Origin of the sequence: Sphingomonas lycopersici (genome assembly GCF_026130605.1) — a bacterium.
GTDB lineage: Bacteria > Pseudomonadota > Alphaproteobacteria > Sphingomonadales > Sphingomonadaceae > Sphingomonas > Sphingomonas lycopersici.
This window is the reverse complement of the sequence record NZ_JANFAU010000007.1, coordinates 116,696-133,107: the sequence shown is the minus strand read 5'-3', so window position 1 is coordinate 133,107 and position 16,412 is coordinate 116,696. Positions and strand designations below refer to the sequence as shown.

Sequence of the window (16,412 nt, the reverse complement as noted above, 5' to 3'; positions counted from 1 at the left end):
CGAGCGCTCGCCGCCCGAGATGCCAGCGTTCGCTGGCATGACGACTTCTCGCTATCCCCACCGCGCCAGCCCGCGCGCGAGCATCGCCGCGACCTGATCGGCGATCGCCTCGGTCGGCCGGTCCTCCGCCCAGACACCGAAGCGCAGCCCGAGGAACACGTTCATCCCCATGATCGCCCAGGCGTGGACCTCGCCCGCGTCCTCGATCAACTCACCCCGCGCCGCCGCCGCCTGCAGCCGCTCGCGGATGCGGTCGGCGGTGGTGGAATAATGCAGGCGAAAGCTTTCCGGGTCGACGAATTCGGCCTCGTCGATGATGCGGTAGATCTCCTTGTGCCCGCGGACGAATTGCAGGAACTGCTCCAGCCCGGCGCGCTCGGCGGCGATCTGGTCGGGCGCGGCGCGGATCGCGGGGGCGACATGATCGCGCACCTGATCGGACATGTCGCGGACCAACGCGCGGAACACCGCATCCTTCGAATCGAACCAGGTGTAGAAGCTGCCCAGCGCCACCCCGGCACGCCGCGTGATCCCGCTAATCGACGCCGCATAGAAGCCGTGCTCGCTGAACTCCGCCGCCGCGGCGTCCAGAATCGCGCGCTGGGTGCGCTGCCCGCGCGCGGTGCGCGGGCGCTTCGCCGCCCCTTCGCCTGTCGCGCCCTTCGCTGAATCCGCGCCATCCCCGGTCTCACTCATCCCCGCCTCACATCCAAGTTGAAACCTGGTTCAAGTTTCAGTATTGCGCTTTCGTCCGGCGCACAAGTCGCGAGCCAGCGACGTGCCGCAAAGGGGAGGATTATACCCGTGTCGAGCTTTTTCCCGTCCCGTTCGCTGCTCCGTGGCAGCGCCGCCATCCTCGCGCTGACCGCCGCCGCGCCCGCGCTGGCGCAGGAGGCGCCTGCGGCCGAACCGGGCGTCGCCACCGGCAATGATGTCGTCGTCGTCGCCCGCAAGCGCGCCGAGCGGCTGCTCGACGTGCCGATCGCGGTCAGCGCGCTGACGTCGGATCAGCTCGCCAAGCAGCAGACGATCGACCTGTCAGGGGTCCAGGGGACGATCCCCAACGTCAATCTGGTGCAGGGCCGCGGCTCGAGCTCCAACGCCAATATCTTCATCCGCGGCGTCGGCCAGCCCGACGCGCTGCAGACTTTCGACCCGGCGGTCGGCGTCTATGTCGACGGCGTCTATATGAGCCGCATCCAGGGCGCGTTGTTCAACCTCTACGACATCGATCATATCGAGGTGCTGCGCGGGCCGCAGGGAACGCTTTACGGCAAGAACACGATCGGCGGCGCGGTCAACGTGATCAGCCGCAAGCCGAGCACCAACGAGATCCACGCCATGGGGTCGTTCACCTATGGCAGTTACAATCAGGTGCTGGCGAACGGCTATGTCTCGGCCCCGCTGGTCGAGGGCAAGCTCGCGCTCAGCGTCGCCGGGGTCTATGACAAGCGCGACGGCACCGTCACCGATCCGCTGACCAACCGCAAATATAACGATCGCGACACGCTCGCCGGGCGCGCGATCCTGCGCTGGACGCCGTCGAGCGACGTCGAGTTCCTGCTCGAAGGCGATTATACCCGCCAGCGCACCGCCGCGACGCTCGGCTATGCCACCGCGCCGCTGATCCAGACCGATTTCGTCACCGGCGCGCGCGTGCTGTCGCCGGCCTATCCCTATGGGCCCTACAATTACAAGGCATCGACCGGGCTGGGGCCGGATCAGGGCCAGCGGCTCGACCATTGGGGCGTCTCGCTGACCGGCAATATCCGCCTCAACGACATCCTGTCGCTGACTTCGATCACCGCCTATCGCGATCTGCGCCCGGATTATTACCTCGATTTCGACGCGACCCAATATCAGGTCGCCGATGCCTTCGTCGGCTTCCGCCAGCATCAGTTCAGCCAGGAGCTCCAGCTCAAGCTCGATACCGAGAAGCTCAAGGGCGTGTTCGGCCTCTATTATCTCAACGAACGCGTGCGCTCGCATCAGGAATCCTATGACGATGCGCTGTTCACCGTGCTGAAGGCGCCGATCACCTTCACCCGGCTGATCGACGACAATCAGAACACCAAAAGCTATGCCGCGTTCGGCCAGCTGACCTATAATTTCACCGATCAGCTCTCGCTGACCGGCGGGTTGCGCTACACGCGCGAGGACAAGACCTATTCGCGCTTCACCACCACCGTCTCCAGCCTCGCCGCGCTGAACGGCATTTCGTTCGCTTTCCCCGGCAATCTGCCCGCGCCCTATAACGGCGGCAATTCGGTCAGCTTCGATGCCTGGACGCCGTCGGCGACGCTGTCGTACAAGCCGGCGCGCAACGCGACCCTGTATGTCTCGGCCTCGCGCGGGTTCAAATCGGGCGGGTTCAACGGCCGCGTCAATTCGGCCGCCGACGTGACCCAGATCGTCGACGGCAAGCCGGTGATCGTGCCCTATTTCAAGCCCGAGACGGTGTGGACCTATGAAGCCGGCGCCAAAGGCGAGTTCCTGGGCGGCGCGGTGACGATTTCGAGCGACGTCTTCTATTCCGACTATCGCGATTTCCAGGCGCGGGTCGGCGGCGGCGCGATCGGCGCGACCGCCAACGGCTCCTTCCCGGTGCTCAACGCGGGCAAATTGCGCATCTGGGGCGTCGAATCCGAGATCGCGGTGCACCCGACGCGCGAATGGTCGATCCGCACCAGCTTCGGCTATCTCAACGCCAAATATCTCGAGTTCAACGACGGCCGTCGCACCGCGCCGACCGGCAAGGACGCCTTCTCGTGCAACCCGACCGGCAAGCAGATCACCTGCAAGCCGGCATTCGCCCCACCGATCAACTTCTCGGTGGCGACCGATTATGCGGTGCCGCTCGGCAGCGCGGGCACGCTGACCTTCGGCGGCGACGCGCGCTTCGTCGACAAGCAATGGCTGTCGGTCGACAACCGCCCGGGGCTGACGGAAAAGGGCTATTGGCTGGTCAACGCGTTCGTCCAGTACGATGCGCCGGGCAACAAATGGTATCTGCGCGGCGGGGTGAAGAACCTCACCAAGGCGGTCTATCTCACCGATGCGCAGGAATTCTCCAGCGTCGGCAACATCCAGACCGCTTATTACGGCGATCCGCGCACGTGGAGCGGCACTTTGGGCTTCCGTTTCTAAGTGAAGCCACGGATAAAGGGGGAAGGGGCCGGCAACGTCCGGCCCCTTTTTGCGTCGGGAGAGGAGAGGCGATGATCGATCGCGAACGGCCGGGCTATCCGCGGCTGGTGCTGGCGATGCTGTTGCTGGTCTATGCCTTCAACTTCCTCGATCGACAGATCCTCGGCATCCTGGCGAAACCGATCCAGGCCGAGCTGAACCTCAACGACGCGCAATTCGGGCTGATCGGCGGTCCGCCCTTCGCGATCCTCTATTCGGTGCTCGGGGTGCCCTTCGCCTTGCTCGCCGATCGCGTCGGCAAGGCGCGGGTGATCGCCGCCGCGCTGATCGTGTGGAGCGGGTTCACCGCCCTGTGCGGCTTGGCGGGCGGGTTCTGGAGCCTGTTCGCCTATCGCATGGGGGTCGGCGTCGGCGAGGCGGGCGGGGTCGCGCCTTCCTATGCGCTGATCGCCGATTATTACCCGATCGAGCGCCGCGCGCGCGCGCTCGGCATTTATTCGATGGGCATCCCGATCGGGCTCGCTGTCGGGGTGCTCGCCGGCGCCTATATCGCCACATTGGTCAACTGGCGGGTGGCGTTCTTCACCGTCGGTATCGCCGGGATCGTGATCGCGCCTTTCTTCCTGTGGATCGTCCACGATCGCGCCAAGCCCCCGGTCCCCGTCGCCCCGGTCGCGGCCTCCGCCGCGCCGCGCGTCACGCTCTGGACGGTCTTCTCGATCCTCGCCGCCAAGCCCGCCTTCTGGCTGATGGCCTTCGCCGCCGGGTGCAGCTCGCTCGCCGGCTACGGCCTTGCTTTGTGGGTGCCCAAGATCCTGATGACGCGGTTCGACTGGAGCCTGATCACCGCGGGGCAGTTCATGGGGTCGCTGCTGCTGACCGGCGGCGCGGGGGGCGTGTTCCTCGGCGGGGTGCTCGCCGACCGGCTCGGGCGCGCCGATCGCGGCTGGTATCCGCGGCTCCCGGCGATCGCCTGGCTGATCACCGCGCCGACCTTCATGCTCGGGCTCATCACCCCGTCGCCGGTGCTCGCCTGGTTCTGCCTGCTGATCCCCAATGCGCTCAACATCTTGTGGCTCGGCCCGCTCAACACCGCGGTCCAGCACCTCGCCCCGCCGCAGATGCGCGCCAGCGCCTCGGCGACCTTCCTGTTGATCAACAACCTCGTCGGGCTCGGGGTCGGCCCGTGGCTGCTGGGGACGATGTCGGTCGCGCTCAAGGCGCAATATGGCGCGGATTCGCTGCGCTATGCCGCGATCATCGGCGCGGGCTTCTATCTCGTCGCGGCGGTGCTGGGGGTGTTGGCGGTCAGGGCAGTACGGCGCGGCTGGATCGAGGAAGCGGTCTAATCCCCGTTCGGGCTGAGCCTGTCGAAGCCCTGCACTTTTCTTCGGGCGAAGAAGGGCAGCCCTTCGACAAGCTCAGGGCGAACGGAGGGTGGGTATTACCGTTCGCGCGTCGCGGCGAATTTCACCTTGGGGTAGCGATCGGCGACATAGCCGACCTCCCATGCGCTCTTGGCGAGGAACACCGGGTTGCCGTCGCGGTCCTTGGCCAGCGCGCTGCGGTTGATCTCGACGAACTCCTTGAGCGCGGCGGCATCGTCGGACGAGATCCAGCGCGCGGTATCGAACGGCGCCGGCTCGAGCCCCGCGGCGACCTTATATTCGGCCTCGAGCCGCGAGATCAGTACGTCGAGCTGGAGCTGCCCGACCACCCCGATGATCCAGTTCGACCCGATCTCGGGATAGAAGACCTGGGTCACCCCCTCCTCGGCCATATCGTCGAGCGCCTTGCGCAACTGCTTGGTCTTGGTCGGATCCTTGAGCGCGACGCGGCGCAGGATCTCGGGGGCGAAATTGGGCAGCCCGGTGAAGCGCACCGCGGCGCGCTCGGACAATGTGTCCCCCACCCGCAAGGTGCCGTGGTTGGGGATGCCGATGATATCGCCGGGATAGGCCTCGTCGGCGATCTCGCGATCCTGCGCGAAGAACAGGATCGGCGAATGGACCGCGATCGGCTTGCCATGCCCGGTCGGGGTGAGCTTCATCCCGCGCTTGAAGGTGCCCGAGCACAGCCGCATGAAGGCGATACGGTCGCGGTGCTGCGGGTCCATATTGGCCTGCACCTTGAACACGAAACCGGTGACTTCCTTTTCCTCCGGCCCGATCGGCGCCGGCTCGGCCGGCTGCGCGCGCGGCGGCGGGGCATATTGGGCGAGCGCGGCGATCAGCTCGGCCGGGCCGAAATCCTTGAGCGCGGAGCCGAAATAGACCGGGGTCAGATCGCCGTTGCGATACGCCTCGGCATCGAATTCGGCATAGCCCGCCTGCGCCAGCTCGACTTCCTCGCGCACCTCGTCGGGGAGGATCGGCTCGGCATCGACCTTGCCCTGGAAGGTGCGGCTGTCGCCCTCCGGCCGGCTGATCGACCAGCGCTTCAAGTCGAGCACGCCCTCGAACGTGCCGCCCATCCCGACCGGCCAGGTCATCGGCGCGACATCGAGCGCGAGCACGTCGGCGATCTCGTCGAGCAGCTCGAATGCGCTGCGCCCCTCGCGATCGACCTTGTTGACGAAGGTGATGATCGGCACCGAGCGCAGCCGGCACACTTCGAACAATTTGCGCGTCTGGCTCTCGATGCCGCGCGCGGCATCGATCACCATCACCGCCGAATCGACCGCGGTGAGCGTGCGATAGGTATCCTCGCTGAAATCCTCGTGCCCCGGCGTATCGAGCAGGTTGAAGGTCACCCCGTCCTTCTCGAAGGTCATCACCGACGAGGTGACCGAGATGCCGCGCTGCTGCTCGATCTTCATCCAGTCCGATCGCGCGCGCCGGTTGGCGCCGCGTGCCTTGACCTCGCCGGCGAGATGGATCGCGCCGCCGACATAGAGCAGTTTTTCGGTCAGCGTGGTCTTGCCGGCGTCGGGGTGCGAGATGATCGCGAAGGTGCGGCGGGGAGAAGTCATGGCTCGGGCTTTCGTCAGGCCGGAAATGGATATGCGATAAGGGAAAAGCGCGCCTGGTTACGATTCGGCGAGCAATGTCACCCGCATCGCGATCCGCTTCGCCGCGCCGGGCTCGACCTCGAACACCCCGGGCTTGGCGCGGAAATCACCGGTGAAGCCGGCCGGATCGGCGATGCCGTGCCACGGCTCGATACAGATGAAATGCGCGCCGGGTTTGGTCCAGATGCCGAGCATCGGGGTATCGGGAAAGGCGATTTCCAGCCGCGCGCCGCCGTCGCCGCGATAGGTCAGGCGGTCGGAATGGAGCCGGTCCCAGATCAAAGCGTCATGCGCGAACAGATCGTCGCGCAACGCCAGCGTGCGGCCGTCGAGCGGCGACGCACGCGGCGCGGGGGCGATCTGGCCGTCGGCATCGATCTGGCGCAAGGCCGCGGGCTCGTCGGCGGAGAAGATGATGCGGTGCGCTTCCTTCGCGCCCCCGCCGGGCAACGGCCAGGCGAAGGCGGGGTGGAAGCCGAAGCTCGCCGGCAGCGGCACGTCGCCCGGATTCTCGATCGACACGTCGACCGACAAAGTCGCGCCCGCGATGCCGAACGTCACCGCCAGCCGGAAGGCGAAGGGGTAGACCGTGCGCGTCTCCGCGCTGTCGGTCAGCACGAAGGTCGCGCGATCGGCGGCTTGCTCGGTCACCGCGAACATCGTCCGCCGCGCGAAGCCGTGCTGCTTCATCGCATAGGCGCGGCCGTCGACGCGGATCGTTTCGCCCGTGGGCTTGCCGACCACCGGGAACAGCAGCGGCGCGTGGCCGGTCCAGAACGCCGGATCGGCATCGGTCATCAATTCGCGGCCGGCGGCATCCTTCAGCGACGTCAGTTCCGCGCCGAGCGCGTTGATCGTCGCCGAAAGCCCGTCGCCCGCGATGATGACTTGTTCAGCCACGCAGCACCGCGCCCTGTTTCGCCGCGGCGGCGACCACCTTGTCGGCGATCGCCTTCAGTTCGGCATCGGTGAAGCTCTTGTCGCCGGGCTGGAGCACCACCTCCAGCGCGACCGACTTCTTGCCCGCCTCGACCCCGGCGCCGGTGAACAGATCGAACACCCGCGCCGAGACGATCGCCGCCTTGTCCGCGCCCTTGGCCGCGCGGACCAACGCATCGGCACTCACCTCCTCGGGGACGAGGAAGGCGAAATCGCGCCGCACCGGCTGGAGCACGGGCGGCGCATAGGCCGGGCGCATGAACCCGCCGCCGCCGCGCTTCGCCGGCAAAGCATCGAGGTACAGCTCGACCGCCGCCACCGCGCCGCCGAGATCGAACGCCTCGATCGTCCGCGGGTGGAGCATACCGAATGCGGCGAGCACCGTCTTCGGCCCGAGCCGCAGCGTCCCCGACTGGCCGGGATGCCAGGCATCGCCCGTCCAAATCGAATCGGGGCCGAACACCTGCAGATTGTCGACCGGCGCGCCCGCCGCGGCGAGCAGCGCGAGCGCCTCCGCCTTGGCGTCGAACGCGTCGAACGCCGCGGCCTTGCCCTCGCGCCAGCCGCGCGGACGGCGATCGCCGGCGAGTACCAGCGCCAGCGTGGGGCGCTCGGCATCGGCGAGATAGCGCCGCCCGATCTCGAACAGCCGCACCGCGCCCGCGCCGCGCCTGGCGTTGCGCGCCGCGGCGGAGAGCAGCCCCGGCAACAGCGAGGGGCGCATCACCTTGAGATCCTCGCTGATCGGATTGGCGAGCGTCCACGCGCCGCCGCCGAACACCGCGGCCTCCTTTTCGGAAAGGAAGCTCCACGTCACCGCCTCGTCGAGCCCGCGCGCGGCCGCCGCGCGGCGGATGCGGCGTTCGAGCTTCTGCTCGGCGCTCGCGGTCGGCTTGGCCACGCCCGGGGCGCGGTCGAGCGGGGTCGAGGGGACATTGTCGATCCCGACGATGCGGATCACTTCCTCGACCAGATCGGCGGTGCCGTCGATATCGCGCCGCCATGTCGGGGGCGAGACCTGCCAGTCCGCCGTCACGGTGAAGCCGAGCGATTCGAGGATCGTGCGTTGCCGCTCGGGCGCAACCGCGAGCCCGCCGAGCGTCTCGGTCCGCGCCGGATCATAGGCGTAGCTGCGCGTGCCGAGCGGCGCTTCGCCCGCGCGGGTGATCGCCGAGGGGGTGCCGCCGCAATGGTCGACCACCAATTTGGTCGCGATCGCGAGGCCGTCGTCGAGGAACGCCGGATCGACCCCGCGCTCGAAACGCTGGCGCGCGTCGCTGGTCAGCGCGAGCTTCTGCCCGGTGCGCGCGATATGATCGGGGTCGAAATAGGCGCATTCGATGATCACATCGGTGGTCGTTTCCGACACCCCCGAATCCTCGCCGCCCATGATCCCGCCGATATCGTGGACGTGGGTGTCGTCCGCGATCACCGTCATCGTCGCGTCGAGCGTATAGGTCTTGCCGTTCAGGGCGAGCACCGTTTCCCCGTCGCGCGCGCGCCGCGCGACCAGCCCGCCCGACAGCTTGGCCTTGTCGTAGACATGGAGCGGGCGCCCGAGATCGATCGAGACGAAATTGGTGATGTCGACCAGCACCGAAATCGGCTTCTGCCCGATCGCGGTCAGCTTCTGCCGCATCCACGCCGGCGCGACGCCGTTGGTGACCCCCGAGACCGCCTGCGCGTAGAATGCCGGGCAGCCCTCCGGGTCATCGGTGCGGACATCGGGTGCGGGGCTGTCGCCCGCCACCGGAGCGATCGCTTCGGTGCGATAGACCTCGGCGAGCGGCCGCAAGGTTCCCAACCCCGCCGCTGCCAGATCGCGCGCGATCCCGCGCACCCCCATGCAATCCTGCCGGTTCGGCGTGATCGCGACATCGATCACCGGATCGTCGAGCCCGGCATAAGCGGGATAAGCGGTGCCGATCGGGGCATCGGCGGGGAGCTCGATGATCCCGTCATGCTCGTCGCCCAGTTCGAGCTCGCGGCTCGAACACATCATGCCGTTCGATTCGACGCCGCGGATCGCCGCGACCTTGAGCACCATCCCGTTCGCCGGGACGGTCGCGCCGGGCATGCCGAACACCCCGACCAGCCCCGCGCGCGCATTGGGCGCGCCGCACACGACCTGCAACGGGCCGTCCCCTGCATCGACGCTGAGCACCTGCAATTTGTCGGCCTGCGGGTGGCGTTCGGCGGTCAGCACCTTCGCGATGCGGAACGCGGCGAGCTTTTCGCCGGGATTGTCGACGCCCTCGACCTCGAGCCCGATGCGGGTCAGCGCTTCGACGATATCGTCGAGCGATGCCTGGGTATCGAGATGCTCCTTGAGCCAGCCAAGCGTGAACTTCATGCGCCGACTCCCCCGCTCAGCGTCGGCACGTCGAGCGCCGAGAATCCATAATGTTTCAGCCAGCGAATATCGCCGTCGAAGAAGGCGCGGAGATCGTCCATGCCATATTTGAGCATCGCCAGCCGATCGATCCCGCAGCCGAAGGCGAAGCCCTGCCACTCATCGGGATCGAGCCCGCAGGCGGCGATCACCTTGGGGTGGACCATTCCCGAGCCGAGCACTTCCATCCAGCCGCCGCCTGATCCGCCGATCACGCGCTTGCCCTTCTCCAGCGTATAGCCGACGTCGACCTCGGCCGAGGGCTCGGTGAACGGGAAATAGGACGGGCGCAGCCGCAGCACGATATCGTCGCGCTCGAAGAACGCCTTGAGGAAGGTCTCCAGCGTCCATTTGAGATGGCCGAGCGTGATCCCCTTGTCGATCACCAGCCCTTCGACCTGATGGAACATCGGGGTGTGGGTCGCGTCGCTGTCCGAGCGATAGGTACGCCCCGGCGCGATGATGCGGATCGGCGGCTTCTGCTGGAGCATCGTGCGGATCTGCACCGGCGAGGTGTGGGTGCGGAGCAGCATTTTTCGCTCGCCGTCGGGCTGATCGGGGAAATAGAAAGTATCGTGCATCGCGCGCGCCGGGTGGCTTTCCGGGATGTTGAGCGCGGTGAAATTGTGCCAGTCGTCCTCGATCTCCGGCCCGGTGGCGACCGCGAAGCCCAAATCGGCGAAGATTTCCGCCAGTTCGTCCATCACCTGGCTGACGGGATGGATCGTTCCGGCCGCGGGGGTGTCGACCGGCAGCGTCATGTCGAGCCGCTCGCTCGCCAGCCGCGCATCGAGCGCCGCGGCATCGAGCGCCGCCTTGCGCGCCGCGATCGCGCCGGCGACGGCCTCGCGCAGCCCGTTGATCCGCGGCCCTTGCGACTGACGCTCTTCGGGCGACATCCCGCCGAGCGTCTTGAGCAACGCGGTTATCGAACCGTTCTTACCCAACGCCGCGACGCGCAGCGCCTCGAGCTGGTCGAGCGTTTCGCTCCGGTTGATCTGATCGATCAGATGTTCTTGTCGGTCGAGTTCAGCCACTTCTCACTCCGTCATTCCCGCGGAGGCGGGAATCCATTCACGCTGTCGGATCGATCGGATCGAAACCGAGGCCAACCGCCAGATCGATCCAATTCGGGTTCGTTTCCTCGATCAGCCGCAGCTTCCAGTCCCGATTCCACTTCTTCAACTGCTTCTCGCGACGGATTGCCGCTTCCATCGTATCCGCCATCTGAAACCAGACCAGCCGCGCCACCCCGTAGCGGGTGGTGAAGCCCTCGATCAATCCATCACGATGCTGAACCAGCCGCGCCATCAGATTTGATGTCACCCCGATGTAGAGCGTGCCGTGTCGGCCGCTTGCCAGGATGTAAACGCAAGGCTGTCGCTCCATCACGGCGTTCCGCACGAATGGATTCCCGCCTTCGCGGGAATGACGAGGGTGGAAATGAAAAGGGCGCCGGTGGCCTAGACCACCGACGCCCCGTTTCTGCTTGCGCGTGAGGTCCGCCTCAGGCGGCCTGGGGCAGCGCCGCCTTCGCCTGCGCGATGATGGCGGTAAACGCCTCGCCTTCGTGCATCGCGATATCGGCCAGCACCTTGCGGTCCAGTTCGATCCCGGCCAGCTTCAGGCCGTGCATGAACTGGCTGTAGGTCAGCCCTTCGGCGCGGACGCCGGCGTTGATGCGCTGGATCCACAGGCCGCGGAAGGTGCGCTTCTTCACCTTGCGGTCGCGATAGGCGTACTGGCCGGCCTTTTCGACCGCCTGCCGCGCGACGCGGATCGTGTTCTTGCGACGACCGCGATAGCCCTTGGCTGCCGCGAGAATGTTCTTGTGCTTGGCGCGGGTGGTTACGCCCCGCTTGACGCGTGCCATTGTTCCCGTCTCCTCAGTTCAGGCCGTAAGGCGCCCAGGCCTTCACGGTCTTCGTGTCGGCATCCGACAGCACGCTGGTGCCGCGGTTCTGGCGGATATATTTGCCGTTGTGGCTGATGAGGCGGTGGCGCTTGCCGGCCACGCCGTGCTTGATCTTGCCGGTCGCGGTGAGCTTGAAGCGCTTCTTCACGCCGCTCTTGGTCTTGAGCTTGGGCATTTTCGTCCTTTCTATTCGGGCGAGGTCAAAACGGCCGCGGCAGCCCTTGTGGCCGGGCCGTTCGTCATGATCCTCGCGCGGGAAGCGGCGCCTTTAGCCGCGGCGCCGGGAAAATGCAACCAAGCGGCTCAGCCGGCCTCGACCTTGGCGGACGCGGGGAGGTCATAGCCCACGCGATCCTCGTCGAGGATGCCGTTCCTCACCCAGGTGCCGTGGGCATGCGCGGTCGCCAGCACATGCCATTCCGTCTGCCCCGGCCAGCTTTTCACCCGCACGATCTGCTGCGCGAAGGCGCGATTCGGCTCCATCATCACCCAGCCCAGCGGGCGCTCGGCGGTGGCGCGCGCGCCGGCGGCGGCCATCGCCGCGCGGATGCGGTTGGCGACCTCTTCGGGCAGATATTGCCACACCACCGAATGCATCAGCACCCGCGTCACCCCCGCTGCTTGCGGTTCGGCGAGTCGCGCCTCGATCCAGTCGGCGGCATCGGCACGCACCAGATCGACGCTGCGCGCACGCTGCATCGCGATCGCGCGACCGAGCCGTTCGGCGCGCGCCGGGGTCTCGGGCCAGACATACGCCAGCAGCCGCGCCTCGACCGCCGCATCGGTGGCGTCGAGCGGCTGGACGTCGCAGCCGCGCACCGAAACGATATCGATATCAACCGGCGCGGGCGGGTCGCCGCGCCATTCGGGGCGGATCGTCACCGGCGAATCGGGCGGCCCGACGCGCACCCCGCCGAGATCGAACGCATAGCGATCGATCAGCAGGTTGAGCCCCGCGCTCGATCCGATTTCGAGCAATTCGATCTTCGGGCCATAGCGCCGCGCGATCTCCATCAGCCCGAGGATCAACGCCCCCGAGCGCCCCGGCTCGTTGGTCTGCGGCGGGCCGTCGAGCCACGGGAAGATCGTGTCGTCATGCGCGACCAGCGCGGCATTGACCGCCGCGGCGATCGCCCCCGGATCAATCACCTCGCCGGCAAACACCGCCGCCAGCCCCGCGTCGCGCCCGGCGCGCACCAAGGCGTGGAGCCCGCCGCACAATCGCAGCGGCAAGGCGTCACGGGTCGGCTCGCCGGGCCAGTCGAGCACCCGTGCGCCGGTGCGGCTCGCGCGGGTCAGCCCGTCGCCGATCGCCGCGCACAATCGCGCGTACATCGGTGCGTCCATGTGGCGGCAGTAGAATTCCTGAATGTGGAAAGCGCCGCGAACATTCTCCTCCGTCGCCATAGGGCCGTCCTCCTCGGCTCGTATTGCGCCTCTCCGCCCCCCCGCGTAAAGGCCGCGCCCGTGACCGAAAAGATCGTCATCGCCGTTCCCAAGGGCCGCATCCTGAGCGAGGCGCTGCCGTTGCTCGCCCGCGCCGGCATCGTTCCCGAGGCGGCGTTCGGCGACGAGGACAGCCGCGCTTTGCGCTTCGCGACGCAGACCCCCGAGATCGAGCTGATCCGCGTCCGCGCCTTCGACGTCGCGACCTTCGTCGCGCACGGCGCGGCGCAGCTCGGCATCGTCGGATCGGACGTGCTCGCTGAATTCGCTTATTCGGAGCTTTACGCCCCGGTCGATCTCGCGATCGGCCATTGCCGCCTGTCGATCGCCGAACCCGCCGAAATGGCGGCGCGCGACGATCCGCGCGGCTGGAGCCATGTCCGCGTCGCGACCAAATATCCGCACGTCACCGAGGAGCATTTCGCGCGCCGCGGGGTGCAGGCGGAATGCATCAAGCTCAACGGCGCGATGGAGCTGGCGCCGACGCTGGGGCTCGCGCCGCGCATCGTCGATCTCGTTTCCTCGGGGCGGACGCTCAAGGAAAACGGCCTCGTCGAGGTCGAGCGGATCATGGATGTCTCCTCGCGGCTGGTCGTCAACCGCGCGGCGATGAAGACCCGCGCCGGGGTGGTGCCGCTGGTCGAAGCGTTCCGGCGCGCGGTCGAGGCATGATCCGGCTCGACGCCAGCGCGCCCGGCTTCGCGGCGGATTTCGCGGCTCTGGTCGATGCGCGGCGCGAATCCGATGCCGATGTCGCGCGCGACGTATCCGCGATCCTGCGCACGGTGCGCGACGAGGGCGACGCCGGGCTGCGCGCGCTGACGCAGAAGCTCGATCGCCACGATCTCGATCAGACCGGCTGGCGCATTGCGCCCGAGGATTGCGCCGCCGCCTTCGCCGCGCTGGCGCCCGATCTGCGCGAGGCGCTGGAGCTCGCCGCGGCGCGCATCCGTGCCTATCATGTGAAGCAGCGCCCCGACGACCTTGCCTTCACCGACGACGCCGGGGTCAGGCTCGGCGCGCGGTGGCGCGCGGTCGATGCCGCCGGGGTCTATGTGCCCGGCGGGCGCGCGGCCTATCCCTCGACATTGCTGATGAACGCCATCCCCGCGAAAGTGGCGGGGGTCGAGCGGCTGGTGGTGGTGACCCCGACCCCGAACGGCGAGGTCAATCCGCTCGTGCTCGCCGCGGCGCATCTCGCCGGGGCGGACGAGGTGTGGCGCGTCGGCGGGGCGCAGGCGATCGCTGCGCTCGCCTGGGGCACCGATCGGATCGCACGCGTCGATGTCGTCACCGGGCCGGGCAATGCCTGGGTCGCCGAGGCGAAACGGCAGGTTTACGGCGTGGTCGGGATCGATATGGTCGCCGGGCCGAGCGAGATCGTCGTGATCGCCGACGGCGCCAACGACCCCGAGTGGATCGCCGCCGACCTGCTGAGCCAGGCCGAGCATGACGTGACCACCCAGTCGATCCTGTTCACCGACGATGCCGCTTTCGCCGATCGCGTCGCGGCGGCGGTCGAGCGCCAGCTCGCCACTTTGCCGACCGGGGAGACCGCGCGCGTCGCCTGGGAGACGAATGGCGCGATCATCCTCGTGCCGACGCTGGCCGATGCCTGCCCGCTGACCGACCGGCTCGCGCCCGAGCATGTCGAGATCGCGACCGACGATCCGCACGCTTTGTTCGATCGCTTGCGCCACGCCGGCTCGGCCTTCCTCGGGCGGCATACCCCCGAAGCGATCGGCGACTATGTCGCCGGGCCGAATCACGTCCTTCCCACCGGGCGCCGCGCGCGATTCGCCAGCGGGCTCGGCGTCACCGATTTCATGAAGCGGACGAGCTTCCTCGAACTCGACGCCGCCGCGCTCGGCAAGCTCGGCCCGGCGACGGTCGCGCTGGCCGATGCCGAGGGGCTGCCCGCGCATGCGGCGTCGGTGGCGCTGCGGCTGGCCAAGGGGTAACATCGCGCCTAAAGGCTCGTTGCATGTCCCGTACCGCAGCACGTTCCAAGGCCCGCGCCGCCGCGCGCCTCGCCGCCGTCCAGGCGCTCTATCAGCATGAGATGGAGAAGACGCCGGTGGCGGCGCTGATCCACGAATTCCACCACCACCGGCTCGGCGCAACGATCGAGGACGCCGAATATGCCGAGGCGGACGAAACCTTCTTCGACGATATCGTCCAGGGTGCGATCGCCCGCGCCGAGGAAATCGACGCGCTGATCGAACCCCGGCTGCAGGGCTGGACGCTCGCGCGGCTGGACAAGCCGATGAAGGCGATCCTGCGCTGCGGCACCTATGAACTGCTCGCGCGCGCCGATGTCGCGGTGGGCACCGCGATCAACGAATATGTCGATGTTGCGCACGCCTTTTACGACCGGCGCGAGGCAGGGTTCGTCAACGGGCTGCTCGACGCGATCGCCAAGGACGTCCGCATCTGATGGGCGAGGTCGTCAACCTCCGCGTGGCGCGCAAGGCGAAGCGCCGCGCCACCGAGGCCGCGACCGCCGCCGCCAACCGCGCCGCCTTCGGGCGTACCAAGGCGGAGAAGGCCGCCGACCGCGCGGAGAAAGAACGCGCCGAACGCTCGCTGGATGGCGCGAAGCGCGAGGATTGATCCCCCCGCGCTAAATCAGCCGTTCACCGCGCGGGTCAGGTTGAGGAACACGTCTTCCAGATCGGCTTCCTTGGTCGACACGTCGACGATCCCGAGCCCGGCGCCCTGCACCGCGGCGAGCACTTCGCCCGCGTTCACCTTGTCCTTCTGATAGGTGATTTCGAGCGTCCGCTCGCCCTTGAGCACGATCTTGTCGAACGCCGGTGCGACCGGCAGCGCCACGAGATCGCGATCGACCGTCACCGCGACGACCTTCTCCTGCGCCTTGCCGACCAGTTCGCGGGTCGGCTCGTTGGCGATCAGCCGGCCGTGATTGATGATCGCGATGCGATCGCATAATTCCTCGGCTTCCTCGAGATAATGCGTCGTCAGCACCACCGTCACGCCGCGCTCGTTGAGCTCGCGGACATAGTTCCACAATTGCTGGCGCAGCTCGATATCGACCCCCGCGGTGGGCTCGTCGAGCACCAGCACCGGCGGCGAATGGACCATCGCCTTGGCGACCATCAGCCGCCGCTTCATCCCGCCGGAGAGCGTGCGGGCATAGGCCTTGGCCTTGTCCTCCAGATGCACCGCGCGGAGCAATTCCATCGAATGCCGCTGCGCCTTGGGCACGCCATAGAGCCCGGCCTGGATCTCCAGCGTCTCCAACGGCGTGAAGAAGGGATCGAACAGGATTTCCTGGTTGACGATGCCGATCGAGGCCTTGGCGTTGCGCGGGTGCGCGTCGATGTCGAACCCCCAGATCGCGGCGGTGCCGCTGGTCTTGCGCACCAGCCCGGCGAGGATGTTGATCAGCGTCGACTTGCCCGCGCCGTTCGGCCCGAGGAGGCCGAAGATCGCCCCCGCGGGGACGTCGAAGGTCACATTGTCGAGCGCGCGCTTGCCGCCCTGATAGGTCTTGGAGAGATCCCGGATGGCAATCGCAGCGTCTGTCATGCCGCGGCATT

General features: G+C 67.6%; 16 protein-coding genes. 6 read left to right on the top strand and 10 right to left on the bottom strand.

Annotation, left to right across the window (positions count from 1 at the left end):
- Nucleotides 1–51: 51 nt before the first annotated feature.
- The gene (locus tag NED98_RS15040) at nt 52–696 is read right to left on the bottom strand and encodes a TetR/AcrR family transcriptional regulator (RefSeq protein ID WP_265313544.1); all 645 of its coding nucleotides are present in this window, start codon (nt 694–696) and stop codon (nt 52–54) included.
- A gap of 108 nt (nt 697–804) precedes the next feature.
- Here NED98_RS15040 and NED98_RS15035 point away from each other — a divergent pair, with 108 nt between their 5' ends.
- The gene (locus NED98_RS15035; protein ID WP_265313543.1) at nt 805–3,147 is read left to right on the top strand and encodes a TonB-dependent receptor; all 2,343 of its coding nucleotides are present in this window, start codon (nt 805–807) and stop codon (nt 3,145–3,147) included.
- A 71-nt stretch (nt 3,148–3,218) separates the two neighbouring features.
- Entirely contained in the window at nt 3,219–4,496 is a 1,278-nt protein-coding gene (locus NED98_RS15030) for a spinster family MFS transporter (protein WP_179513029.1), read from the top strand.
- A 95-nt stretch (nt 4,497–4,591) separates the two neighbouring features.
- Here the strand turns inward: NED98_RS15030 and NED98_RS15025 are convergent, their stop codons facing one another.
- From NED98_RS15025 to NED98_RS14990, 8 genes are all read right to left on the bottom strand, one after another.
- A complete protein-coding gene (locus tag NED98_RS15025; protein ID WP_179513028.1) occupies nt 4,592–6,118 on the bottom strand; it encodes a peptide chain release factor 3 in 1,527 nt (508 codons plus the stop codon).
- Nucleotides 6,119–6,175: 57 nt separating this feature from the next.
- Nucleotides 6,176–7,057, bottom strand: a complete 882-nt coding sequence (locus tag NED98_RS15020; protein WP_265313542.1) for an aldose 1-epimerase family protein — start codon at nt 7,055–7,057, stop codon at nt 6,176–6,178.
- The gene (pheT, locus tag NED98_RS15015; protein WP_265313541.1) at nt 7,050–9,449 is read right to left on the bottom strand and encodes a phenylalanine--tRNA ligase subunit beta; all 2,400 of its coding nucleotides are present in this window, start codon (nt 9,447–9,449) and stop codon (nt 7,050–7,052) included. Before pheT ends, NED98_RS15020 begins: the two co-directional genes overlap by 8 nt.
- Complete coding sequence (gene pheS / locus NED98_RS15010; protein ID WP_218850249.1) at nt 9,446–10,498, bottom strand: phenylalanine--tRNA ligase subunit alpha; 1,053 nt, start codon at nt 10,496–10,498, stop codon at nt 9,446–9,448. Before pheS ends, pheT begins: the two co-directional genes overlap by 4 nt.
- A 64-nt stretch (nt 10,499–10,562) precedes the next feature.
- Nucleotides 10,563–10,877: a GIY-YIG nuclease family protein gene (locus NED98_RS15005; RefSeq protein ID WP_265313540.1), complete on the bottom strand. Its 315-nt coding sequence runs from the start codon at nt 10,875–10,877 to the stop codon at nt 10,563–10,565.
- A gap of 118 nt (nt 10,878–10,995) precedes the next feature.
- Nucleotides 10,996–11,361, bottom strand: a complete 366-nt coding sequence (gene rplT / locus NED98_RS15000; protein WP_179513024.1) for a 50S ribosomal protein L20 — start codon at nt 11,359–11,361, stop codon at nt 10,996–10,998.
- Between the two features lie 13 nt (nt 11,362–11,374).
- Entirely contained in the window at nt 11,375–11,578 is a 204-nt protein-coding gene (gene rpmI / locus NED98_RS14995) for a 50S ribosomal protein L35 (protein ID WP_179513023.1), read from the bottom strand.
- Between the two features lie 128 nt (nt 11,579–11,706).
- Nucleotides 11,707–12,810 (bottom strand): DUF2332 domain-containing protein, encoded by a 1,104-nt coding sequence (locus NED98_RS14990; protein ID WP_265313539.1) that lies wholly within the window; start codon nt 12,808–12,810, stop codon nt 11,707–11,709.
- Nucleotides 12,811–12,870: 60 nt separating this feature from the next.
- Between NED98_RS14990 and hisG the strand changes: the two genes are divergently transcribed.
- Genes hisG through NED98_RS14970 form a run of 4 tightly spaced genes read left to right on the top strand, consistent with a single transcriptional unit; the run spans nt 12,871 to nt 15,462 of the window.
- Nucleotides 12,871–13,521: an ATP phosphoribosyltransferase gene (gene hisG / locus NED98_RS14985; protein WP_265268781.1), complete on the top strand. Its 651-nt coding sequence runs from the start codon at nt 12,871–12,873 to the stop codon at nt 13,519–13,521.
- Entirely contained in the window at nt 13,518–14,810 is a 1,293-nt protein-coding gene (gene hisD / locus NED98_RS14980) for a histidinol dehydrogenase (RefSeq protein WP_265313538.1), read from the top strand. The genes hisG and hisD overlap by 4 nt, the downstream gene beginning before the upstream one ends.
- A gap of 23 nt (nt 14,811–14,833) precedes the next feature.
- Nucleotides 14,834–15,286 carry a transcription antitermination factor NusB gene (gene nusB, locus NED98_RS14975; protein WP_179513019.1) on the top strand — a complete coding sequence of 151 codons (453 nt, stop codon included), beginning with the start codon at nt 14,834–14,836 and terminating at the stop codon, nt 15,284–15,286.
- Entirely contained in the window at nt 15,286–15,462 is a 177-nt protein-coding gene (locus NED98_RS14970) for a DUF4169 family protein (RefSeq protein ID WP_265313537.1), read from the top strand. The genes nusB and NED98_RS14970 overlap by 1 nt, the downstream gene beginning before the upstream one ends.
- 15 nt (nt 15,463–15,477) lie before the next feature.
- Here the strand turns inward: NED98_RS14970 and NED98_RS14965 are convergent, their stop codons facing one another.
- The gene (locus NED98_RS14965; protein WP_265313536.1) at nt 15,478–16,401 is read right to left on the bottom strand and encodes an ABC transporter ATP-binding protein; all 924 of its coding nucleotides are present in this window, start codon (nt 16,399–16,401) and stop codon (nt 15,478–15,480) included.
- Nucleotides 16,402–16,412: the final 11 nt, after the last annotated feature.

Bases quoted from the DNA above. Each gene is read 5' to 3' on its own strand.
- NED98_RS15040 (WP_265313544.1), bottom strand. From the start codon at position 696: ATGAGTGAGACCGGGGATGGCGCGGATTCAGCGAAGGGCGCGACAGGC.
- NED98_RS15030 (WP_179513029.1), top strand. From the start codon at position 3,219: ATGATCGATCGCGAACGGCCGGGCTATCCGCGGCTGGTGCTGGCGATG.
- NED98_RS15025 (WP_179513028.1), bottom strand. From the start codon at position 6,118: ATGACTTCTCCCCGCCGCACCTTCGCGATCATCTCGCACCCCGACGCC.
- pheT (WP_265313541.1), bottom strand. From the start codon at position 9,449: ATGAAGTTCACGCTTGGCTGGCTCAAGGAGCATCTCGATACCCAGGCA.
- NED98_RS15005 (WP_265313540.1), bottom strand. From the start codon at position 10,877: ATGGAGCGACAGCCTTGCGTTTACATCCTGGCAAGCGGCCGACACGGC.
- rplT (WP_179513024.1), bottom strand. From the start codon at position 11,361: ATGGCACGCGTCAAGCGGGGCGTAACCACCCGCGCCAAGCACAAGAAC.
- rpmI (WP_179513023.1), bottom strand. From the start codon at position 11,578: ATGCCCAAGCTCAAGACCAAGAGCGGCGTGAAGAAGCGCTTCAAGCTC.
- NED98_RS14990 (WP_265313539.1), bottom strand. From the start codon at position 12,810: ATGGCGACGGAGGAGAATGTTCGCGGCGCTTTCCACATTCAGGAATTC.
- hisD (WP_265313538.1), top strand. From the start codon at position 13,518: ATGATCCGGCTCGACGCCAGCGCGCCCGGCTTCGCGGCGGATTTCGCG.
- nusB (WP_179513019.1), top strand. From the start codon at position 14,834: ATGTCCCGTACCGCAGCACGTTCCAAGGCCCGCGCCGCCGCGCGCCTC.
- NED98_RS14970 (WP_265313537.1), top strand. From the start codon at position 15,286: ATGGGCGAGGTCGTCAACCTCCGCGTGGCGCGCAAGGCGAAGCGCCGC.
- NED98_RS14965 (WP_265313536.1), bottom strand. From the start codon at position 16,401: ATGACAGACGCTGCGATTGCCATCCGGGATCTCTCCAAGACCTATCAG.